The organism is Enterobacter sp. CRENT-193 (genome assembly GCF_002787395.1).
Lineage (GTDB): Bacteria > Pseudomonadota > Gammaproteobacteria > Enterobacterales > Enterobacteriaceae > Enterobacter > Enterobacter hormaechei_C.
The window spans coordinates 425,176-446,889 of sequence record NZ_CP024812.1 but is presented as its reverse complement, the minus strand read 5'-3'; the positions used below and the strand labels follow the sequence as shown (position 1 = coordinate 446,889).

Here is a 21,714-nt window from a genome sequence, read left to right as displayed (position 1 = left end):
ACAATATGGAGCATCTGCACATGAAAACCCGTACCCAACAGATCGAAGAGTTACAAAAAGAGTGGACCCAACCGCGCTGGGAAGGCATTCGCCGCCCGTACAGCGCAGAGGAAGTGGTGAAGTTACGTGGCTCGGTTAACCCGGAATGTACGCTGGCGCAGAACGGCGCGGCAAAAATGTGGGATCTGCTGCACGGGGGAGCTAAAAAAGGCTATATCAACAGCCTCGGCGCACTGACTGGCGGTCAGGCATTGCAGCAGGCGAAGGCCGGCATTGAAGCTATCTATCTTTCCGGCTGGCAGGTCGCGGCGGATGCTAACCTTGCCTCCAGCATGTATCCGGATCAATCTCTTTATCCGGCGAACTCGGTGCCGTCAGTGGTGGATCGGATCAACAATACCTTCCGCCGTGCGGATCAGATCCAGTGGGCCGCGGGTATCGAACCCCACGATCCGCGTTTTATAGACTATTTCCTGCCGATCGTCGCCGATGCGGAAGCCGGTTTCGGCGGCGTGCTGAACGCCTTTGAGCTGATGAAATCCATGATTGAGGCCGGTGCAGCGGCCGTTCACTTTGAAGATCAACTGGCGTCGGTCAAGAAGTGCGGGCATATGGGCGGGAAAGTGCTGGTACCAACCCAGGAAGCGATCCAAAAGCTGGTTGCCGCGCGTCTGGCTGCTGACGTGCTCGGCGTGCCGACGCTGGTGATTGCCCGTACCGATGCTGATGCGGCGGACCTGATCACCTCTGACTGCGATCCGTACGACAGCGAATTTATTACCGGCGAGCGCACCAGCGAGGGATTCTATCGCACGCATGCCGGTATCGAACAGGCCATCAGCCGCGGTCTGGCCTATGCCCCTTACGCTGACCTGGTCTGGTGTGAAACCTCCACGCCGGATCTGGCGCTGGCGAAGCGTTTTGCCGATGCGATTCATGCGAAGTATCCGGGCAAGCTGCTGGCCTATAATTGTTCGCCGTCCTTCAACTGGCAAAAGAATCTGGACGATACCACCATCGCCAGCTTCCAGCAGCAGCTGTCGGATATGGGCTACAAGTACCAGTTCATCACCCTGGCGGGTATCCACAGCATGTGGTTCAACATGTTCGACCTGGCGCACGCCTACGCGCAGGGCGAAGGCATGAAGCACTATGTTGAGAAGGTGCAGCAGCCAGAATTTGCGGCAGGCAAAGAGGGATATACCTTCGTTTCGCACCAGCAGGAAGTGGGAACCGGCTACTTCGATAATGTGACCACGATTATTCAGGGCGGGGCCTCCTCCGTCACGGCATTAACGGGCTCAACGGAAGAAGCACAGTTCTAATCTTTTCCCCCTCTCCCCCCTCGGGGAGAGGGTTGGGGTGAGGGGGAATATATGTCGCGTGGTCTGGAATTACTGATTGCCCAAACTATTTTGCAGGGCTTCGATGCCCAATATGGCCGCTTTCTGGAAGTCACCTCCGGCGCGCAACAGCGTTTTGAGCACGCCGACTGGCATGCGGTTCAGCAGGCCATGAAGCAGCGTATCCATCTTTATGATCACCATGTAGGTCTGGTGGTGGAGCAACTGCGCTGTATCACCGACGGTAAAAGCCCGGATGCGGATTTTTTACTGCGCGTGAAAGAGCATTACACCCATCTGTTACCCGACTACCCGCGCTTCGAGATTGCGGAGAGCTTTTTCAACTCCGTCTATTGCCGGTTATTTGACCACCGCTCATTATCTCCTGAGCGGTTATTTATCTTCAGCTCCCAGCCGGAGCGCCGCTTCCGTACCATTCCGCGTCCGCTGGCGAAAGATTTCTTTCCCGATCGCGGCTGGGAAAAGCTCCTGCACCGTGTCTTAACGGATTTGCCGCTGCGCCTGCCGTGGGAGAATAAACCCCGGGATATCGGCTATATCCACGCGTATCTCAGTGAAACCTTCGGCGAGGAGGTGCTCAGCCGCAGCCATTTGCAGGTTGCCAACGAGCTTTTCTACCGGAATAAGGCCGCCTGGCTGGTGGGCAAACTGGTTACGCCGACAGCCATCGTGCCGTTTCTGCTGCCCATTCACCGTACCGACGACGGCGAACTGTTTGTCGATACCTGCCTGACTACCAGCGCTGAGGCCAGTATCGTATTTGGCTTCGCCCGTTCCTATTTTATGGTGTACGCTCCGCTGCCTGCCGCCCTGGTGGAGTGGCTGCGCGAGATCCTGCCGGGCAAAACCACCGCCGAGCTGTACATGGCGATTGGCTGTCAGAAGCATGCCAAAACGGAAAGTTATCGGGAATACCTGCGTTATGTCACCACGGCTGATGAGCAGTTTATCGAAGCGCCGGGGATCCGCGGCATGGTGATGCTGGTTTTCACACTGCCGGGCTTCGACCGCGTGTTTAAGGTGATTAAGGATAAATTCGCCCCGCAGAAGGAGATGAGCGCCGCGCACGTTCGCGCCTGCTATCAGCTGGTTAAAGAGCACGATCGTGTCGGGCGAATGGCCGATACCCAGGAGTTTGAAAACTTTGTGCTGGATAAGCAGCAGATCGATCCGTCGCTGGTGTCGCTGCTAATGCAGGAAGCGCCGACGAAAATTACCGATCTTGGCGATAAGATTGCGATTAGCCATCTCTATATCGAACGCCGGATGGTGCCGTTAAATATCTGGCTGGAGCAGTCCGAAGGCCAGGCTTTACGAGACGCCATTGAAGAGTACGGCAATGCGATTCGCCAGCTCGCCGCCGCCAATATTTTCCCCGGCGACATGCTGTTTAAAAACTTCGGCGTCACCCGTCACGGGCGGGTGGTGTTCTACGATTACGATGAAATTTGCTACATGACCGAGGTGAACTTCCGCGATATCCCGCCGCCGCGCTATCCGGAAGATGAACTGTCCAGCGAGCCGTGGTACAGCGTATCGCCGGGCGATGTGTTTCCGGAGGAGTTTCGCCACTGGCTGTGTGCCGACCCGCGCATCGGGCCGCTATTCGAAGAGATGCATGCCGATCTGTTCCGCGCCAGCTACTGGCGCGGGCTGCAAACGCGGATCAAAAATGGACACGTGGAAGATGTCTACGCTTACCGCCGCAAGCAGCGGTTTTGCATCCGCTTTTCTCCCTCTCCCTGTGGGAGAGGGCCGGGGTGAGGGCATCAGGCGGCAATGCACGTTTAACGAATCCCACCATACGCCAGCGTCACCTCTTTCGCGGCCTTAATCACCATCGCGCCCAGCTCGGTGACGCGGTCGTCGGTCATGCGTGAAATCGGCCCGGAGATGGAGATGGCGGCAAACGGCTCGCGGTGCTCGTCAAAAATGCAGGACGCGAGGCAGCGCAGCCCGAGGGCATGTTCTTCGTCATCAAACGAATAGCCGCGCTTGCGGGTCAGAGCCAGATCTTCTTTCAGATGCACGGGCGACACCAGCGTGGCGTGGGTATAGGCGTGCAGCCCTTTACGGTGCAGCAGCCCCGTTACCTGCTCTTCGCTCAGCTGCGAGAGAAACGCTTTCCCTGCGCCAGAGGCGTGCATTGGCAGCTTGCCGCCAATCGGTGCGGACATGCGCATCAGCTGCGTACACTGCACCTGGTCGATAATAATCGCCTGGTGATCGCTCTGATCCAGTACGGCCAGGTTTACCGTCTCGCCGGACTCCTCCATCAGCTTGCGCAGAATCGGGTGGACAATCGCCAGCAGGTTGCGGCTTTGCAGGAAGCTGCTGCCGACAATAAACGCATGCGCCCCCACCGCCCAGTGTCCCAGCTCGCCCACCTGACGCACGAATCCCAGCTGCTGCATGGTGGTCAGCAGACGGTGCGTGGTGGAGTTCGGCAGGCCAGCCTGCTGCGCCAGCTCCGTCAGGGCCACGCTGCCGTGCGATTCGGCTATCCATTCCAGCAGCTTCAGGCCGCGCGTCAGGGATTGAACCTGTCCGCCAGGTTGTGCAGCGGTGGTTGCAGCAGGTTTTCTGCCGCGTTTAGCGGGAACGGTCGTAACCATGACGAACTCCTTTTTCTGTATCGTGGAAATCATTTTCGTTTTATTTGGTGGTTTTGCAACCGCTTTCCTGACTGATCGGAGGAGTGATAGTGAACATGTCTCATGTTACCGCTGTGTGACTTTTCGACCCTGCGAGATTATGCCAGTATGGAACGCAGCCTTTTGGCCATGTTGAGCGTTGTCGGGAGCAAGTGTGAGCAGCAAAGTAGAGCAACTGCGTGCGCAGTTAAATGAACGAATTCTGGTGCTGGACGGCGGCATGGGCACCATGATCCAGGGCTATCGTCTGTGTGAAGACGATTTCCGCGGAGAGCGCTTTGCCGACTGGCCTTGTGACCTGAAAGGGAACAATGACCTGCTGGTGTTGAGTAAACCGTCAGTCATCAGAGATATCCACAACGCTTACTTCGAAGCGGGTGCGGATATTGTAGAAACCAACACCTTCAACTCGACAACCATCGCCATGGCGGATTACCAGATGGAGTCCCTGTCGGCGGAGATCAACTTTGAAGCGGCGAAGCTGGCGCGCGCCTGCGCCGACGAATGGACGGCCCGTACGCCGGACAAGCCGCGCTACGTAGCCGGGGTGCTGGGCCCGACCAACCGCACCGCGTCGATTTCTCCGGACGTGAACGACCCGGCGTTTCGGAACATCACGTTTGACCAGCTGGTGGCCGCGTATCGGGAGTCCACTAAAGCGCTGGTGGAAGGCGGCTCCGACCTGATCCTGATTGAAACCGTATTCGACACCCTCAACGCCAAAGCGGCAATTTACGCGGTAAAAGAGGAGTTCGAGTCGCTGGGCGTCGACCTGCCGATCATGATTTCCGGTACCATCACCGATGCCTCGGGGCGCACGCTTTCCGGCCAGACAACCGAAGCGTTTTATAACTCTCTGCGCCATGCCGAAGCGCTCTCCTTCGGCCTGAACTGCGCGCTGGGGCCGGACGAGCTGCGCCAGTACGTGCAGGAGCTTTCCCGTATCGCGGAATGCTACGTCACCGCCCACCCGAACGCCGGTCTGCCGAACGCGTTTGGTGAGTACGATCTGGATGCCGACACCATGGCGGCGCAAATCCGCGAATGGGCTGAATCTGGTTTCCTCAACATCGTCGGCGGCTGCTGCGGCACCACGCCTGAGCATATCGCCGCCATGAGCAACGCCGTCGCCGGGCTTCCACCGCGCAAGCTACCCGAGCTTCCGGTTGCCTGTCGCCTGTCCGGCCTGGAGCCGTTGACCATCGGCGACGACAGCCTGTTTGTGAACGTGGGTGAACGTACTAACGTTACCGGCTCCGCGAAGTTCAAGCGTCTGATCAAAGAAGAGAAGTACAGCGAAGCGCTGGACGTTGCCCGCCAGCAGGTGGAAAGCGGCGCGCAAATTATCGATATCAACATGGACGAGGGGATGCTCGACGCCGAAGCGGCGATGGTGCGTTTCCTCAACCTGATTGCCGGTGAGCCGGATATCGCCCGCGTGCCGATCATGATTGACTCTTCTAAATGGGACGTCATCGAAAAAGGGCTGAAGTGCATTCAGGGCAAAGGCATCGTTAACTCCATCTCGATGAAAGAGGGGGTCGATACCTTTATCCACCACGCGAAGCTGGTGCGTCGCTACGGGGCCGCCGTGGTGGTGATGGCCTTCGATGAAGTGGGTCAGGCCGATACCCGCGAGCGCAAGATTGAGATTTGCCGCCGCGCGTACAAAATTTTGACCGAAGAGGTGGGCTTCCCGCCGGAAGACATCATCTTCGACCCGAACATCTTCGCCGTCGCGACCGGCATCGAAGAGCACAACAACTACGCCCAGGACTTCATCGGCGCGTGTGAAGACATTAAACGCGAACTGCCGCATGCGCTGATCTCCGGCGGCGTGTCAAACGTCTCGTTCTCGTTCCGCGGCAACGACCCGGTTCGTGAGGCGATCCACGCCGTGTTCCTCTACTATGCCATCCGCAACGGGATGGACATGGGGATCGTCAACGCCGGCCAGCTGGCAATTTACGACGATCTGCCAGCCGAGCTGCGCGACGCCGTAGAAGACGTGATCCTCAATCGTCGTGACGACGCCACCGAACGCATGCTGGATCTGGCGGAAAAATACCGCGGCAGTAAATCTGACGAATCAGCCAACGTTCAACAGGCCGAATGGCGCTCCTGGGATGTGAATAAGCGTCTGGAATACTCGCTGGTAAAAGGCATTACCGAGTTTATCGAGCAGGATACTGAGGAAGCGCGTCAGCAGGCCGCCCGTCCGATTGAAGTGATCGAAGGGCCGCTGATGGACGGCATGAACGTGGTCGGCGATCTGTTTGGCGAGGGCAAAATGTTCCTGCCGCAGGTGGTGAAATCCGCCCGCGTCATGAAACAGGCGGTGGCGTATCTGGAACCCTTTATCGAAGCCAGCAAAGAGAAGGGCTCCAGTAACGGTAAAATGGTCATCGCCACCGTGAAGGGCGACGTACACGACATCGGCAAAAACATCGTTGGCGTGGTGTTGCAGTGTAATAACTACGAAATTATCGATCTTGGCGTGATGGTCCCGGCGGATAAAATCCTCAGGACCGCGCGCGAAGTGAATGCGGATTTGATTGGTCTTTCCGGGCTGATTACGCCGTCGCTGGACGAAATGGTCAACGTGGCAAAAGAGATGGAGCGCCAGGGCTTCACCATTCCACTGCTGATTGGCGGGGCAACCACCTCGAAAGCCCACACGGCGGTGAAAATCGAGCAGAACTACAGCGGGCCGACGGTGTATGTCCAAAACGCCTCGCGCACCGTGGGCGTGGTCTCCGCGCTGCTGTCCGACACCCAGCGCGATGACTTTGTCGCCCGCACCCGCAAAGAGTATGAAACCGTCCGCATTCAGCATGGACGTAAGAAACCGCGCACGCCGCCGGTTTCGCTTCAGGCGGCGCGCGAAAACGATCTGGCGTTCGACTGGTCCAGCTATACGCCGCCGGTCGCACACCGTCTGGGCGTGCAGGACGTGACGGCCTGCATCGAAACGCTGCGTAACTACATCGACTGGACGCCGTTCTTCATGACCTGGTCGCTGGCGGGCAAATATCCGCGCATTCTTGAAGATGAGGTGGTGGGCGAAGAGGCGAAGCGCCTGTTTAAAGATGCTAACGACATGCTCGACAGGCTGAGCGCAGAGAAAGCCCTCAACCCGCGCGGCGTGGTGGGGCTGTTCCCGGCGAACCGCGTGGGCGACGACGTGGAAATCTACCGCGATGAAACCCGCACCCATGTGCTGGCCGTGAGCCACCATCTGCGCCAGCAAACCGAGAAAGTGGGCTTTGCCAACTACTGCCTGGCGGATTTCGTCGCACCGAAACTCTCCGGTAAAGCCGACTATATCGGCGCCTTTGCCGTAACCGGCGGTCTGGAAGAAGACGCGCTGGCGGATGCGTACGACGCGCAGCATGATGATTACAACAAAATCATGGTGAAAGCGATTGCCGATCGCCTGGCGGAAGCCTTTGCCGAGTATCTGCACGAGCGCGTACGTAAGGTGCACTGGGGCTACGCGGCCAATGAGAATCTCAGCAACGAGGAGCTGATCCGCGAAAATTACCAGGGCATTCGTCCGGCGCCGGGGTATCCGGCCTGCCCGGAACACACCGAGAAGGGCACTATCTGGAAACTGCTGGACGTAGAAGCGCATACGGGCATGAAGCTCACCGAGTCATTTGCCATGTGGCCGGGCGCGTCCGTTTCCGGCTGGTACTTCAGCCATCCGGACAGCAAGTACTTCGCCGTGGCACAGCTTCAGCGCGATCAGATTGAGGATTACGCTCTGCGTAAAGGCATGAGCGTGTCAGAGGTGGAACGCTGGCTGGCGCCGAATTTAGGCTACGACGCAGACTAACGTCACTTTTCCTTACAACAAACAGGGCACCGCTATGGTGCCTTGTCTCTTTCTTACGTTTAAACCCTTATACTGAACCTCAGGAAAACGAATAACGATAAGGAGGAATGCCTACCGTGTTGACGTTGTTACACCTGCTCTCCGCAGTCGCACTGCTGGTATGGGGCACCCATATCGTTCGTACCGGCGTGATGCGTGTGTTTGGCGCACGTTTACGTACCGTTCTCAGCGGCAGCGTTGAGAAGAAGCCGCTCGCCTTCTGCGCGGGTATTGGCGTCACGGCGCTGGTGCAAAGCAGCAACGCCACCACCATGCTCGTCACCTCGTTCGTGGCGCAGGATTTGGTGGCGCTCGCCCCGGCGCTGGTGATTGTCCTTGGCGCCGACGTCGGTACCGCGCTGATGGCGCGTATCCTGACGTTCGATCTCTCCTGGCTGTCGCCGCTGCTGATTTTTATCGGCGTCATTTTCTTCCTCGGCCGTAAGCAAAGCCGTGCCGGGCAGCTTGGCCGCGTCGGTATTGGCCTCGGGCTGATCCTGCTGGCGCTGGAGTTGATTGTGCAGGCTGTCACGCCGATCACCCAGGCCAACGGTGTACAGGTCATCTTCGCCTCGTTAACCGGCGATATTATGCTGGATGCGCTGATCGGCGCGGTATTTGCCATCGTCAGCTACTCCAGCCTGGCAGCGGTCCTGCTGACGGCGACCTTAACCGCCGCAGGGGTCATTTCCTTCCCGGTGGCGCTGTGCCTGGTGATCGGTGCCAACCTCGGCTCTGGCCTGCTGGCGATGCTCAACAACAGCGCCGCCAACGCTGCCGCCCGCCGGGTGGCGCTGGGGAGTTTGCTCTTTAAGCTGGTGGGCAGCCTGATTATTCTGCCGTTTGTGCACCCGCTGGCGAACCTGATGGACAATCTCTCTCTGCCGAAAGCGGAGCTGGTGATCTACTTCCACGTCTTCTACAACCTGGTGCGCTGTCTGGCGATGGTGCCGTTTGCCGCGCCGATGGCCCGCTTCTGCGAGCGGCTAATTCGTGATGAACCGGAGCTGGACGCGCGCCTTAAACCGAAGCATCTGGACACCTCTGTGCTGGACACGCCCGCGCTGGCCATCGCCAATGCCGCCCGCGAAACGCTGCGCATGGGTGACGCGATGGAAACCATGCTGGAAGGGTTGCAAAAGGTGATGCACGGCGAGCCGCGCGAAGAAAAAGAGCTGCGCAGGCTGGCGGACGATATCAACGTGCTGTATACCGCCATCAAGCTCTATCTGGCGCGGATCCCCCAGGACGAGCTGGCGGAAGAGGAATCCCGCCGCTGGGCGGAAATTATTGAGATGTCGCTTAACCTGGAGCAGGCTTCGGATATTGTCGAGCGTATGGGCAGTGAAATCGCGGATAAATCCCTGGCCGCACGTCGGGCGTTTTCTGTGGAAGGGCTGAAAGAGCTGGAAGCGCTGCACGAACAGCTGGTCAGCAACCTGAAGCTGGCGATGTCGGTCTTCTTCTCCAGCGACGTGCCGAGCGCGCGCCGCCTGCGCCGCAACAAGCATCGTTTCCGCATCCTTAATCGCCGCTACTCGCACGCCCACGTTGAGCGTCTGCATCAGCAGAACGTGCAGAGTATCGAAACCAGCTCGCTCCATCTGGGGCTGCTGGGCGATATGAAACGTCTCAACTCGTTGTTCTGCGCGGTGGCGTACAGCGTGATGGAGCAACCGGATGAAGATGACGAGCGGGATGAGTATTAATCCCCAGAGGGTTTGATTGTTAACCCAAGGCCCAATGCTTTCATGACCGCCAGCGTGGTTTTGAGCGTTGGGTTCCCCTTATCACTGAATGATCGATACAGTTGTTCTCGTGACAGGCCCGTTTGCTGGGAAATGGTCGACATCCCTTTCGCTCGGGCGATGACGCCCAGCGCTTTAGCAATGTACGCTGAGTCACCCGTCTCTAATGCATCAGCCATAAACACAGCGATTTCCTCGTCATCCACCAGTGCGTTGGCTGGATCGTAGGGTGTTAATTTATGCATGCTCATTCACTCCTGCCATTGGGATACATTGCTCAGCATTTTTGCCATAAGTATGTCTCTGGCCTGGCTGCTTTTGTCACCACCACATAACAGCACGATGATGCAATTGCCCTGGTCCTTAAAATAGACTCTGTAGCCCGGGCCCAAGTGGATCCTCAGTTCACTGATACCTTCCCCCACGGGTCTAATGTCGCCCGCTAAGCCATTTGCCAGCCTAAAGAGGCGGGAAGCGATAATCGTCTTTGCCCGCCTGTCCTTTAAATTTTGCTCCCAGCGTCGGAAGGATTCTGTCTGAACGATCTCCTTCATATTACTCCCTGTGATTTATAAACTACAAGCAATTGTCTCTGGAGAGTAAAGCTAAAAGGAGTTAGCTCAAGGATAAATAGCCTGACGCTAAATCCTGAAAGCGTCTCGCAAACTAAAAAACCCGTCTCAGTAACCGTCGGCTAATCTTTTTTTCCAGCCCAAACCTAAGGTATATTTCGCCCTTCACAGGAGAAACTATGCTGCCAACTCAATCAACCCGATTAAACAAATACATTAGCGAGAGCGGGATCTGCTCACGTCGCGAGGCTGACCGTTACATTGAACAGGGTAACGTGTTTCTTAACGGCAAACGCGCCACCATTGGTGATCAGGTGGTACCTGGCGATGTGGTGAAAGTGAATGGTCAGGTCATCGAACCGCGTGATGCCGAAGACCTGGTGTTTATCGCGTTGAACAAACCGGTTGGGATTGTCAGCACCACGGAAGATGGCGAGCGGGACAACATTGTTGATTTCGTGAACCACAGCAGCCGCATTTTCCCGATTGGCCGTCTGGATAAAGACTCTCAGGGGCTGATTTTCCTCACCAACCACGGCGATCTGGTCAACAAAATTCTGCGTGCCGGTAACGACCACGAGAAAGAGTACATCGTGACGGTGAACAAGCCGGTGACGGACGAGTTCATTCGCGGGATGGGCGCAGGCGTGCCGATTCTGGGCACCGTGACGAAGAAGTGTAAAGTCAGAAAAGAGGCGCCGTTTGCCTTCCGCATTACCCTGGTGCAGGGCTTAAACCGCCAGATCCGCCGCATGTGCGAGTATTTTGGTTATGAAGTGACGAAGCTGGAACGCACGCGCATCATGAACGTCAGCCTGTCCGGGATCCCGCTGGGCGAGTGGCGTGACTTAACGGACGACGAGCTGATCGAGCTGTTCAAACTTATCGAGAACTCCTCGTCCGAAGCGAAGCCGAAAGCTAAAGCCAAACCGAAAACGCAGGCGATTAAGCGTCCGGTGGTGAAGGCACCGCAGGCGGAAGAGAAAGGGCGAGGCAAGCCGGGCAACGGAAAACGCTTTACCCAGCCGGGGCGCAAAAAGAAAGGGCGCTGATTAGCGCCTTCCACGGGTTGATGTATTGGCGGACCAGGAAAAGGTCGCCTCTGCATCCGGCTTATAAGCCTGCTCTTTTTTCAGCTTGCGGGCTTTTTTCGCCGCAGCCTCACGTTGCGCCATCAGCTTGTCGATGTACTCTTTTTTAACCTGATTGGTTTCGGCGTTCGTCAGCGTGCGGCCATGCGCGATGCGGGCGCGGTCGAGAAGCGTTTTAAGTTCGCGCTGCTCGGCTTCGGTCATGTCTTTCTGGGTCAAACGTGGTGTAGCCATTGCTGAAGCCTCCTGATGGGGAGGCTTCAGTGTAAAGCAAGCCGGGACAATTAACCCTGTTTCACCGCATCTTTTTTCGGTTGGTCATCAATCGGCTTACCGGACCAGTACCCTGCTAACAGCGAACCGGACAGGTTATGCCAGACGGAGAACAGCGCCCCCGGTAGCGCTGCCAGCGGTGAGAAGTAAATTTTACCCAGCGCCGCCGCCAGGCCGGAGTTCTGCATCCCCACTTCGATCGCCAGCGTGCGGCAGGTGGATTCGTCAAAGCCAAACAGCTTCCCGCCCCAGTAACCGCCCAGCAGACCAATAGTGTTATGCAGCACAACCGCGACGATCACCACAAAGCCCACCGAAGCAATGTGCGATGCGGAACCGGCTACCACGGCGCTGATAATGGCCAGTATGCAGATCATCGAAAACGCGGGCAGATACGGCTCAACCGCTTTCACCACCCGCGGGAAGAGATGGTGGATCACCAGCCCCAGCGCAATCGGGATCACCACGATTTGCAGGATGCTGAGCAGCATGCCCATCACGTCCACCTGGATATGCGCGTCGACATACAGGCGGGTTAACAGAGGCGTGGCAATCACGCCCACCAGCGTGGAAACGGACGAGATGGTGACGGAAAGCGCCACGTCGCCTTTCGCCAGATAGATCATGACGTTAGATGCCGTGCCGCTGGCAACGCTCCCCACCAGCACCATCCCGGCGGAAAGGTCGGGCGGCATCTTAAAGGCCATCGCCAGCAGCCAGGCCGCGAGCGGCATCACCAGGTAGTGCAGGAAAATCCCTGCGGCAACCGGCGCCGGGCGAGACAGCACGCGTTTGAAATCGTCAATTTTCAGATGCACGCCCATGCCGAACATAATCAGCATCAGCAGCGTGGTGACCCACGGACCAATGCCCGTGAACGTGGCAGGAGTGTAATACGCGAGTACAGAGAGCAGCAGCGCCCATAACGGGAACAGCCGGGTGATAGCGGAGAGCATAGTGAATTCCTTGCAGTATTGTCGTGTTGTTTTGTTATAAAAAAGCCGGGTCTGTGCCCGGCTTATCGATATTGTTTAACGTGCTAACGAATTTTATTCAAACAAATTCTGATGAAGTTTCTGCACGACCTGCTCGGCCTGATCGGCAGGGACCAGGAAGCAGAGGTTGTAGCTGGATGCACCGTAGCAGATCATGCGGATATTGAACGGGTCGAGCACGCCGAACACCTCTTTACCCACGCCACAGGCGCGCGACAGCTTGTTGCCGATGATGGCCACCAGCGCCAGGTCTTCTTCCACTTCCACACGGCACAACTCGGAAAGCTCGATCAGCAGCGACTGCGTCAGCAGGGTATCACCCGTTGAGGTTGAACCGGTGGTGTCCAGCGTCAGCGCAATACTCACTTCAGAAGTGGTAATCAAATCTACAGAGATATTGTGGCGCGCCAGGATGCCAAACACTTCTGCCAGGAAGCCGCGGGAATGCAGCATATTATGGCTGTGCAGGGTAACCAGCGTCTGCTTACGACGCAGGGCCAGCGCGCGGAACAGCGGCGGGTTCTCGGTTTTCTTGCAGACCAGCGTCCCGCCCGCCTTTGGATCTTTACTTGAGCCAACGAAGACCGGAATGTCGCTGCGCACGGCGGGCAGCAGCGTGGCCGGATGCAGCACTTTCGCGCCGAAGGTGGCCATTTCAGCCGCTTCTTCAAAGGCGATCACGTCAATACGTTTTGCCGCAGAGACCACGCGCGGGTCGGTGGTGTAGATTCCCGGCACGTCCGTCCAGATATCCACGCGGGTGGCGTGCAGGGCTTCACCCAGCAGGGCGGCGGTGTAGTCGCTACCGCCACGGCCCAGCGTGGTTGTGCGCCCTTTGGCTTCGCTGCCGATAAAGCCCTGGGTGATCACTATGCCTTCATCCAGGCGCGGGGCAAGCTGCTGGTTAGTCAGCTCAGCCAGGACTTCCACGTCCGGCTCGGCGCGGCCAAAGCGGTCGCTGGTGCGCATGACTTTACGCACGTCGAACCACTGCGCCTGAATATTGCGCTCGCGCATGATCTCAACGAACAGCAGGGTAGACATTAGTTCACCGTGGCTGACCAGCTCATCGGTCAGGGCGGTAGAGGTTGCCAGCGACGCGGCTTCGGCCAGAGTGGTGATATTTTCCAGCAGGCGTTCCACTTCCTCACGAATGACGTTCGGGTTTTGCAGACGCTCGAGAATGTCGAACTGAATTTTGCGCAGTGCATCCAGCTTCACGAAACGCTCGGTCGCTTCCAGTCCTTCAGACAGAGAAACCAGCAGGTTCGTCACGCCGGCTGAGGCGGAAAGTACCACCAGGCGGGTATTCGGATCGGCCAGCACCACATCGGCGCTGCGGTTCATGGCATCGTAGTCTGCCACACTGGTGCCGCCAAACTTGGCGACCACAAAACTCGTCATAACAACCTCGTGTCAGGGAATGAATAGAGCGACCTTGGCACAAGAATGAAGCGAGAACAGGTGCAGGCGCAAAATACGGCCCTATAAATAAAATGCGGGGGAGGTCCTGTCAATGCTGGGATTATGCGGATTTTTCATGGGGGGGTACCCCTCAGAAACAGGACTTATAACAGGCCCATATTTTATGCTCCTTTTTACCCCTTTTTGACCAACATTTCGCCACGCCGGAAGGGCGCGACAGCAGCTATACTTTTCGGGTCTTTTCACCTGCGTTTGATGCAGACCAGGGCAATGGCATAAAAACCATCACAATTTTTATTTGCAGGCGCTACAATCGACCGCAGTCACAATTCTCAAATCAGAAGAGTATTGCTATGAAAAACATCAACCCAACGCAGACCGCTGCATGGCAGGCACTACAGAAACATTTTGATGAAATGAAAGACGTCACCATCGCGGATCTGTTCGCGAAAGATGCCGATCGTTTCAGCAAGTTTTCCGCCACCTTCGATGACCTGATGCTGGTGGATTTCTCCAAGAACCGTATCACCGAAGAGACGCTGGCGAAGCTGCAAGATCTGGCGAAAGAGACTGAACTGGCAGATGCCATCAAATCCATGTTCTCCGGTGAGAAGATCAACCGCACCGAAGACCGTGCCGTGCTGCACGTGGCGCTGCGCAACCGTAGCAATACTCCAATTATCGTTGACGGCAAAGATGTGATGCCGGAAGTGAACGCGGTGCTGGAAAAGATGAAAACCTTCTCCGAAGCGATCATCTCAGGTAGCTGGAAAGGCTACACCGGCAAAGCGATCACCGACGTCGTAAACATCGGTATCGGCGGCTCTGACCTCGGCCCGTTCATGGTGACCGAGGCGCTGCGCCCGTACAAAAACCACCTCAACATGCACTTCGTGTCCAACGTCGATGGGACCCACATCGCTGAAGTGCTGAAAAAGGTGAACCCGGAAACCACGCTGTTCCTGGTGGCGTCTAAAACCTTCACCACTCAGGAAACCATGACCAACGCCCACAGCGCGCGCGACTGGTTCCTGAAAACCGCGGGCGACGAAAAGCACGTGGCGAAACACTTTGCGGCGCTGTCCACCAACGGTAAAGCGGTAGGCGAGTTCGGCATTGATACGGCGAACATGTTCGAGTTCTGGGACTGGGTTGGCGGCCGCTACTCTCTGTGGTCTGCAATCGGCCTGTCCATCATTCTGTCCGTCGGCTTCGACAATTTCGTTGAGCTGCTCTCCGGCGCGCACGCGATGGACAAACACTTCTCCACCACCGCGCCTGAGAAAAACCTGCCGGTACTGCTGGCGCTGATCGGGATCTGGTACAACAACTTCTTCGGCGCTGAAACCGAAGCGATTCTGCCGTACGACCAGTACATGCACCGCTTTGCGGCCTACTTCCAGCAGGGCAACATGGAATCCAACGGCAAGTACGTTGACCGTAACGGCAACGCGGTGGATTACCAGACTGGCCCAATCATCTGGGGCGAGCCGGGCACCAACGGTCAGCACGCGTTCTACCAGCTGATCCACCAGGGCACCAAAATGGTACCGTGCGATTTCATCGCCCCGGCGATTACGCACAACCCACTGTCAGACCACCATCCGAAGCTGCTGTCTAACTTCTTCGCCCAGACCGAAGCGCTGGCGTTCGGTAAATCCCGCGAGGTGGTTGAGCAGGAGTACCGTGATCAGGGTAAAGATCCGGCAACGCTGGAGCACGTGGTGCCGTTTAAAGTGTTCGAAGGCAACCGTCCAACTAACTCCATTCTGCTGCGCGAAATCACGCCGTTCAGCCTGGGGGCGCTGATTGCCCTCTACGAGCACAAAATCTTCACTCAGGGCGCTATTCTGAACATCTTCACCTTTGACCAGTGGGGCGTTGAGCTGGGCAAACAGCTGGCAAACCGCATTCTGCCAGAGCTGGGTGACGATAAAGCGATCGACAGCCACGACAGCTCCACCAATGGTCTGATTAACCGTTATAAAGCCTGGCGTGCGTAATAAATATGTCATGAACAATGCCGGCGATATGCCGGCATTTTTTTATCGGATAATTCCTGATGTCTGTTAGTTATCTCAAATTCTGAATCTGAGTTTAATCCGAAAAAGACGGTAACCCCGTTAATTGCTGAGGTTTATTTTAAGAAAATACGGAGTGATGCTTTAATGTTCTTATATTATAACTTATTGATTTATATTGATTATATATTTGCTTGATTCTTTTTTCCTTCCATTTTTAACCATTAGTCTGAAAACCTCATCCCTATTTACCCCCACGGTAAACCCACTGCTTTAGTTGTGTATACTCGAATCCGCCTGAATTTCTTTTCGGGCAAATCTCCATTCATTCATTGAAGGGAAATTGTTATGAAGAAAGTACTGTATGGCATTTTTGCCATATCTGCGCTTGCGGCGACGTCTGTCTATGCAGCTCCGGTCCAGGTCGGGGAAGCAGCAGGGTCGGCAGCGACGTCTGCGTCTGCGGGGAGTTCTACCGCAGCCAGCACCAGCGCCGTAAGTTCAGCCGTGGGTGTCGCGCTGGCGGCAACCGGTGGCGGTGATGGCTCCAATACCGGAACCACGACCACTACGACGACCAGCACCCAGTAATACCGGGTGTTTTAATCATAACCACACTTCGGTGTGGTTATTTCGCCCCTTCGGAGAAGAGTCGTGAAGCGACCTGCAATCATCCTGATTTGCCTGCTGTTGCAGGCGTGCTCAGCTACCACCAAAGGGCTGGGCCACTCACTGTGGGACAGCATGTTCGGCACGCCGGGCGTGCATCTGACCGATGACGAACTTCAGAACATGCCGTATGCCAGCCAGTACATGCAGCTAAACGATGGTCCGCAACTGTTTGTGGTGCTCGCTTTCGATGAAAACGGGCAGCAGAAATGGGTGACGCAGGATCAGGCCACCATCGTGACGCAGCATTCCCGCATCGTGAAAACGTTGCTCGGCGGCGACAACCTGCTTGAGGTGAACAACCTGGCTGAAGATCCGCTCATCAAGCCGAATCAGATTGTCGATGGCGCAAGCTGGACGCGCACGATGGGCTGGACCGAGCACAAACAGGTGCGCTACGCCACGGCCCGCTCCACCTTCCGCTGGGACGGTACGGATAGTGTCAAAGTGGGCAGCGACGAAACGCAGGTGCGCGTGCTGGATGAAGAGGTGACAACCGATCAGGCCACCTGGCATAACCGCTTCTGGGTGGACGAAGAGGGGCAAATCCGCCAGTCCTTACAGTATCTCGGTGCCGGATTCTTCCCGGTGAAGACCACCCTGATCAAGGCGGCGAAATCATGAAAATGTTCATCCACATTGCGTTTCTCGCCAGCCTGGCCTCGCCGCTGGCGTGGTCTGCGGGAACGGTACAGGTCTACACCCCGGACAGCGAAAAACCTAAAACCTTAACCAATGCCGGGCATCTGCTCGATCTGGTGGGGCAGCCGAGGCTGGCGAAAAGCTGGTGGACCGGGGCGGTTATCAGCGAGCGTCAGGCGACGATTGTAGCGGAACAAAAACATCAGGCGCTGCTCGCCCGACTGAGCGGGCTGGCACAACAGGAAGATGCCGACGATGCCGCGGCTATTACTAGCCTGCGTCAGCAGCTTCAGGCGGTTAAGGTGACGGGGCGCCAGAAGGTGAATCTCGATCCCAACGAAGTGCGTGTCGCGGAAAACGGCAATCCGTCGCTGGAAGGGGACTATACCCTGTGGCTTCCGGCTCAGCCTTCCACCGTCACCGTGATGGGGCTTCTCAGCAGCCCTGGCAAAAAGCCGTTTACGCCGGGCCGGGACGTGGCGAGCTATCTCGACGAGCAAAGTCTGCTCAGCGGAGCGGATAAAAGCTATGCCTGGGTGGTCTATCCGGACGGGCATACGCAGAAAGCGCCGGTGGCTTACTGGAATAAACGCCATATCGAACCTATGCCGGGCAGCATCATTTTTGTCGGTTTTGCCGACCATTTCTGGACGAAAGCGTATGACGGGCTTAATGCCGATATCCTTCGCTCCCTGATACAGCGGATACCGGAATAATGAAAAAAACCTATCTCTACAGCATGCTTGCACTGTGCGTGAGTGCCGCCTGTCATGCAGAAACGTATCCGGCACCCATCGGCCCGTCGCAGTCCGATTTTGGCGGCGTGGGCTTACTGCAAACCCCAACCGCGCGTATGGCCCGCGAGGGGGAAATCAGCCTTAACTATCGCGATAACGATCAGTACCGTTACTACTCTGCGTCCGTGCAGCTGTTCCCCTGGCTGGAGACCACGCTGCGCTACACCGACGTGCGTACAAAACAGTACAGCAGCGTAGACGCTTTCTCCGGCGATCAGACCTACAAAGACAAAGCCTTCGACGTGAAGCTGCGCCTGTGGGAAGAGAGCTACTGGATGCCGCAGGTCTCCGTTGGTGCGAAAGACATTGGCGGGACCGGCCTGTTTGACGCGGAATACATCGTGGCCAGCAAAGCCTGGGGACCGTTTGATTTCTCACTCGGTCTGGGATGGGGCTATCTGGGTACCAGCGGCAACGTCAAAAATCCGTTCTGCTCCTACAGTGATAAATACTGCTACCGTGATAACAGCTACCAGAAAGCGGGCTCCATCAACGGCGACCAGATGTTCCACGGCCCGGCCTCGCTGTTTGGTGGTGTAGAGTATCAAACGCCATGGCAGCCGCTGCGCCTGAAGCTGGAGTACGAAGGTAATAACTACAGCGAAGATTTTGCCGGCAAAATTGAGCAGAAGAGCAAGTTTAACGTCGGCGCCATTTACCGCGTCACCGACTGGGCCGACGTTAACCTCAGCTATGAGCGCGGTAATACCCTGATGTTTGGCTTTACCCTGCGCACTAACTTTAACGACATGCGGCCGCACTATAATGACAACCCGCGGCCAAAATATCAGCCGGAGCCGCAGGATGCGATCATTCAGCACTCCGTGGTAGCGAACCAGCTGACGCTGCTGAAATATAACGCGGGCCTGGCGGATCCGAAGATCCAGACCAAAGGCGATACGCTGTATGTTACCGGCGAGCAGGTGAAATACCGCGACTCCCGCGAAGGGATCGAGCGCGCCAACCGGATCGTCATGAACGATCTGCCGGAGGGGATCCGCACGATCCGCGTGACGGAGAACCGCCTGAATCTGCCGCAGGTCACCACCGAAACCGATGTTGCCAGCCTTAAGCGTCATCTTGAAGGCGAACCGCTCGGGCATGAAACCGAGCTGGTGCAAAAACGCGTTGAGCCGGTGGTGCCGGAAACCACCGAGCAGGGCTGGTATATCGATAAATCGCGCTTCGATTTCCATATCGATCCGGTGCTGAACCAGTCCGTGGGTGGGCCGGAAAACTTCTACATGTATCAGCTGGGCGCGATGGCGACGGCGGATCTGTGGGTGACCGACCACCTGTTGACCACCGGTAGTCTGTTCGGCAACATTGCCAACAACTACGACAAATTTAACTACACCAACCCGCCGAACGATTCAAAACTGCCGCGCGTGCGTACCCGCGTTCGCGAATATGTGCAGAACGATATCTACGTGAATAACCTCCAGGCCAACTACTTCCAGTACTTCGGCAATGGCTTCTACGGCCAGGTTTACGGTGGCTATCTGGAAACCATGTTCGGCGGCGCCGGGGCAGAAGTGCTTTATCGTCCTGTCGACAGCAACTGGGCGTTTGGGGTTGATGCCAACTACGTGAAACAGCGTGACTGGCGCAGCGCGCAGGACATGATGAAGTTCACCGACTACAGCGTCAAAACCGGCCACCTGACCGCCTACTGGACGCCGTCGTTCGCGCAGGACGTGCTGGTGAAAGCCAGCGTCGGCCAGTATCTGGCGGGTGATAAGGGCGGCACGCTGGATATCTCCAAACACTTTGACAGCGGCGTTGTGGTGGGCGGCTATGCCACCATCACCAACGTTTCGCCAGACGAGTACGGGGAAGGGGACTTCACCAAAGGGGTGTACGTGTCGATTCCGCTGGATCTGTTCTCATCAGGCCCAACCCGCAGCCGTGCGGCAGTGGGCTGGACGCCGCTGACGCGCGACGGCGGTCAGCAGCTTGGACGTAAATTCCAGCTGTATGATATGACCAGCGATAAGAACATTAACTTCCGCTGATGCTTCACGCCGGGCGGCACTGCGTTTGCCCGGCCTACGGTTTTTGTAGGCCCGGTAAGCGCAGCGCCACCGGGCGAATGCGCCAAACATAAACAAAAAATATAGATCCCCGTCACATTTTTGCGTTATACAGGAACCTCGCCCTGGAGAATGAGGTGCTGTATGACATCCCTGACTCGTCCGCGCGTTGAGTTTATCTCAACGATACTCCAGACCGTACTGAACCTCGGTCTGCTGAGCCTTGGCCTGATCCTGGTCGTTTTTCTGGGTAAAGAGACGGTGCATCTGGCGGATGTGCTCTTTGCTCCTGAGCAAACCAGCAAATACGCACTGGTGGAAGGCCTGGTGGTCTACTTTCTCTACTTTGAATTTATCGCCCTGATTGTGAAGTACTTTCAGTCCGGCTTTCACTTCCCGCTGCGCTATTTTGTCTACATTGGCATCACCGCCATTGTGCGGCTGATCATCGTCGATCATAAATCCCCGCTCGACGTGCTGATCTACTCGGCGGCGATCCTGCTGCTGGTGATCACCCTCTGGCTGTGCAACTCAAAGCGGCTAAAACGCGAATAAAAAAAGGGCGCTCCGAAGAGCGCCTAACAACAGTCACAAGTTGGTTCAATACAATACGTCTAAAGTTGAGGGTTGCAGTGGCATAACAAATGAAACTTAACCTTTCACACCGCCCGCCGTCAGGCCGTTGACCAGCCAGCGCTGGGCCAGCAGGAACACCACGGTAATCGGGATGGCAGAGAGGACGGCCGCCGCGGCAAAGTCGCCCCACAGGTAGTTTTGCGGGTTGAGGTACTGCTGCATACCGACGGCCAGGGTGTAGCTGTTTACATCGCGCAGTAACAGAGAGGCGACCGGTACTTCGGTGATCGCCGCGATAAACGACAGAATAAACACCACCGCCAGAATCGGCACCGACAACGGCAGCAGCACCAGGCGGAACGCCTGCCACGGTGTCGCGCCATCCAGTGCCGCCGCTTCTTCCAGCGAGCCGTCGATGGTTTCGAAATAGCCTTTAATGGTCCACACGTGCAGGGCGATACCGCCGAGATAGGCGAAGATCACGCCGCCGTGAGTGTTCAGGCCGATGAACGGCACGTACTGGCCCAGACGGTCAAACAAGGCATATAACGCCACCAGCGACAGTACGGCCGGGAACATCTGGAAAATCAGCATCCCTTTCAGCAGGGTCGCTTTGCCCGGAAAACGCATACGGGCGAAGGCGTAAGCACAGGTGGTCGAGAGCGTCACGATGCCGATGGCTGTGATGGTTGCCACCTTCACCGAGTTCCACAGCCACAGCAGCACCGGGAACGGCGGCGGCGTGACGCGGCCATCCGCGTGTTCCACGCTGAAGCCCAGCGCGAGCTTCCAGTGCTCCCAGGAGATTTCGTCAGGGATCAGGCTCCCGGTGGCGAAGTTCCCCGAACGCAGGGAGATGGCGATAACCATCAGCAGCGGGAACATGATCGCCGCGATGAAAATCAGCAGGCCTAAGTGCGTCGCGAGGAGGCGCAGTTTCTGAGATTTGGGTTGTACCATTGCCATGTTCAGTGCCC

General features: G+C 56.9%; 18 protein-coding genes. 11 read left to right on the top strand and 7 right to left on the bottom strand.

What is annotated here, in order from left to right; genetic code table 11:
• The first annotated feature begins 20 nt into the window (after positions 1–20).
• A complete protein-coding gene (aceA, locus tag CU081_RS02210; protein WP_003860356.1) occupies positions 21–1,325 on the top strand; it encodes an isocitrate lyase in 1,305 nt (434 codons plus the stop codon).
• Positions 1,326–1,376: 51 nt separating this feature from the next.
• A complete protein-coding gene (gene aceK / locus CU081_RS02205; RefSeq protein ID WP_022650214.1) occupies positions 1,377–3,128 on the top strand; it encodes a bifunctional isocitrate dehydrogenase kinase/phosphatase in 1,752 nt (583 codons plus the stop codon).
• A 23-nt stretch (positions 3,129–3,151) separates the two neighbouring features.
• Here the strand turns inward: aceK and iclR are convergent, their stop codons facing one another.
• The gene (gene iclR / locus CU081_RS02200) at positions 3,152–3,979 is read right to left on the bottom strand and encodes a glyoxylate bypass operon transcriptional repressor IclR (RefSeq protein ID WP_003860353.1); all 828 of its coding nucleotides are present in this window, start codon (positions 3,977–3,979) and stop codon (positions 3,152–3,154) included.
• Positions 3,980–4,172: 193 nt separating this feature from the next.
• On the opposite strand from iclR, the gene metH reads away from it, so the two are divergent.
• On the top strand, positions 4,173–7,856 hold the full coding sequence (metH, locus tag CU081_RS02195; RefSeq protein ID WP_022650215.1) for a methionine synthase: 3,684 nt from the start codon (positions 4,173–4,175) through the stop codon (positions 7,854–7,856).
• 116 nt (positions 7,857–7,972) lie between these two features.
• Positions 7,973–9,604, top strand: a complete 1,632-nt coding sequence (locus CU081_RS02190) for a Na/Pi cotransporter family protein (protein WP_003860350.1) — start codon at positions 7,973–7,975, stop codon at positions 9,602–9,604.
• Here CU081_RS02190 and CU081_RS02185 read toward each other — a convergent pair.
• Together CU081_RS02185 and CU081_RS02180 are read right to left on the bottom strand one after the other, a co-directional pair.
• Complete coding sequence (locus CU081_RS02185) at positions 9,601–9,888, bottom strand: addiction module antidote protein (RefSeq protein WP_022650216.1); 288 nt, start codon at positions 9,886–9,888, stop codon at positions 9,601–9,603. The genes CU081_RS02190 and CU081_RS02185 overlap by 4 nt on opposite strands.
• A 6-nt stretch (positions 9,889–9,894) precedes the next feature.
• Positions 9,895–10,197 carry a type II toxin-antitoxin system RelE/ParE family toxin gene (locus tag CU081_RS02180; protein ID WP_003860348.1) on the bottom strand — a complete coding sequence of 101 codons (303 nt, stop codon included), beginning with the start codon at positions 10,195–10,197 and terminating at the stop codon, positions 9,895–9,897.
• A 197-nt stretch (positions 10,198–10,394) separates the two neighbouring features.
• Between CU081_RS02180 and rluF the strand changes: the two genes are divergently transcribed.
• The gene (rluF, locus tag CU081_RS02175; RefSeq protein ID WP_003860347.1) at positions 10,395–11,267 is read left to right on the top strand and encodes a 23S rRNA pseudouridine(2604) synthase RluF; all 873 of its coding nucleotides are present in this window, start codon (positions 10,395–10,397) and stop codon (positions 11,265–11,267) included.
• On the opposite strand, the gene CU081_RS02170 is transcribed toward rluF, so the two are convergent.
• The 3 genes from CU081_RS02170 to lysC form a co-directional block, all read right to left on the bottom strand.
• Positions 11,268–11,540 (bottom strand): DUF3811 domain-containing protein, encoded by a 273-nt coding sequence (locus tag CU081_RS02170; protein ID WP_003860346.1) that lies wholly within the window; start codon positions 11,538–11,540, stop codon positions 11,268–11,270.
• A gap of 50 nt (positions 11,541–11,590) precedes the next feature.
• Positions 11,591–12,535, bottom strand: coding sequence for a ketopantoate/pantoate/pantothenate transporter PanS (gene panS, locus CU081_RS02165; RefSeq protein WP_022650218.1), 945 nt, complete (start codon positions 12,533–12,535; stop codon positions 11,591–11,593).
• A gap of 93 nt (positions 12,536–12,628) precedes the next feature.
• Positions 12,629–13,978, bottom strand: coding sequence for a lysine-sensitive aspartokinase 3 (gene lysC / locus CU081_RS02160; protein ID WP_003860344.1), 1,350 nt, complete (start codon positions 13,976–13,978; stop codon positions 12,629–12,631).
• A gap of 374 nt (positions 13,979–14,352) precedes the next feature.
• On the opposite strand from lysC, the gene pgi reads away from it, so the two are divergent.
• The 6 genes from pgi to psiE all read left to right on the top strand — a co-directional run bounded on the left by pgi (position 14,353) and on the right by psiE (position 20,716).
• Positions 14,353–16,002 (top strand): glucose-6-phosphate isomerase, encoded by a 1,650-nt coding sequence (pgi, locus tag CU081_RS02155; protein ID WP_003860343.1) that lies wholly within the window; start codon positions 14,353–14,355, stop codon positions 16,000–16,002.
• 366 nt (positions 16,003–16,368) lie between these two features.
• Entirely contained in the window at positions 16,369–16,611 is a 243-nt protein-coding gene (gene yjbE / locus CU081_RS02150; protein ID WP_003860341.1) for an exopolysaccharide production protein YjbE, read from the top strand.
• A 63-nt stretch (positions 16,612–16,674) separates the two neighbouring features.
• The gene (locus CU081_RS02145; RefSeq protein ID WP_003860339.1) at positions 16,675–17,313 is read left to right on the top strand and encodes a YjbF family lipoprotein; all 639 of its coding nucleotides are present in this window, start codon (positions 16,675–16,677) and stop codon (positions 17,311–17,313) included.
• A complete protein-coding gene (locus CU081_RS02140) occupies positions 17,310–18,047 on the top strand; it encodes a capsule biosynthesis GfcC family protein (RefSeq protein WP_039268679.1) in 738 nt (245 codons plus the stop codon). Before CU081_RS02145 ends, CU081_RS02140 begins: the two co-directional genes overlap by 4 nt.
• Complete coding sequence (locus tag CU081_RS02135; RefSeq protein WP_003860333.1) at positions 18,047–20,143, top strand: YjbH domain-containing protein; 2,097 nt, start codon at positions 18,047–18,049, stop codon at positions 20,141–20,143. The genes CU081_RS02140 and CU081_RS02135 overlap by 1 nt, the downstream gene beginning before the upstream one ends.
• A 162-nt stretch (positions 20,144–20,305) precedes the next feature.
• Entirely contained in the window at positions 20,306–20,716 is a 411-nt protein-coding gene (psiE, locus tag CU081_RS02130; protein WP_000202963.1) for a phosphate-starvation-inducible protein PsiE, read from the top strand.
• Between the two features lie 96 nt (positions 20,717–20,812).
• Here psiE and malG read toward each other — a convergent pair whose 3' ends face one another.
• Positions 20,813–21,703, bottom strand: coding sequence for a maltose ABC transporter permease MalG (gene malG / locus CU081_RS02125; RefSeq protein ID WP_003860332.1), 891 nt, complete (start codon positions 21,701–21,703; stop codon positions 20,813–20,815).
• Positions 21,704–21,714: the final 11 nt, after the last annotated feature.

What these genes read in the sequence shown, in the direction of transcription:
- aceK (WP_022650214.1), top strand. Translation starts at nt 1,377, where the DNA reads ATGTCGCGTGGTCTGGAATTACTGATTGCCCAAACTATTTTGCAGGGC.
- CU081_RS02170 (WP_003860346.1), bottom strand. Translation starts at nt 11,540, where the DNA reads ATGGCTACACCACGTTTGACCCAGAAAGACATGACCGAAGCCGAGCAG.
- panS (WP_022650218.1), bottom strand. Translation starts at nt 12,535, where the DNA reads ATGCTCTCCGCTATCACCCGGCTGTTCCCGTTATGGGCGCTGCTGCTC.
- pgi (WP_003860343.1), top strand. Translation starts at nt 14,353, where the DNA reads ATGAAAAACATCAACCCAACGCAGACCGCTGCATGGCAGGCACTACAG.
- lysC (WP_003860344.1), bottom strand. Translation starts at nt 13,978, where the DNA reads ATGACGAGTTTTGTGGTCGCCAAGTTTGGCGGCACCAGTGTGGCAGAC.
- iclR (WP_003860353.1), bottom strand. Translation starts at nt 3,979, where the DNA reads ATGGTTACGACCGTTCCCGCTAAACGCGGCAGAAAACCTGCTGCAACC.
- CU081_RS02180 (WP_003860348.1), bottom strand. Translation starts at nt 10,197, where the DNA reads ATGAAGGAGATCGTTCAGACAGAATCCTTCCGACGCTGGGAGCAAAAT.
- rluF (WP_003860347.1), top strand. Translation starts at nt 10,395, where the DNA reads ATGCTGCCAACTCAATCAACCCGATTAAACAAATACATTAGCGAGAGC.
- psiE (WP_000202963.1), top strand. Translation starts at nt 20,306, where the DNA reads ATGACATCCCTGACTCGTCCGCGCGTTGAGTTTATCTCAACGATACTC.
- CU081_RS02140 (WP_039268679.1), top strand. Translation starts at nt 17,310, where the DNA reads ATGAAAATGTTCATCCACATTGCGTTTCTCGCCAGCCTGGCCTCGCCG.
- malG (WP_003860332.1), bottom strand. Translation starts at nt 21,703, where the DNA reads ATGGCAATGGTACAACCCAAATCTCAGAAACTGCGCCTCCTCGCGACG.
- aceA (WP_003860356.1), top strand. Translation starts at nt 21, where the DNA reads ATGAAAACCCGTACCCAACAGATCGAAGAGTTACAAAAAGAGTGGACC.
- CU081_RS02135 (WP_003860333.1), top strand. Translation starts at nt 18,047, where the DNA reads ATGAAAAAAACCTATCTCTACAGCATGCTTGCACTGTGCGTGAGTGCC.
- yjbE (WP_003860341.1), top strand. Translation starts at nt 16,369, where the DNA reads ATGAAGAAAGTACTGTATGGCATTTTTGCCATATCTGCGCTTGCGGCG.
- CU081_RS02185 (WP_022650216.1), bottom strand. Translation starts at nt 9,888, where the DNA reads ATGCATAAATTAACACCCTACGATCCAGCCAACGCACTGGTGGATGAC.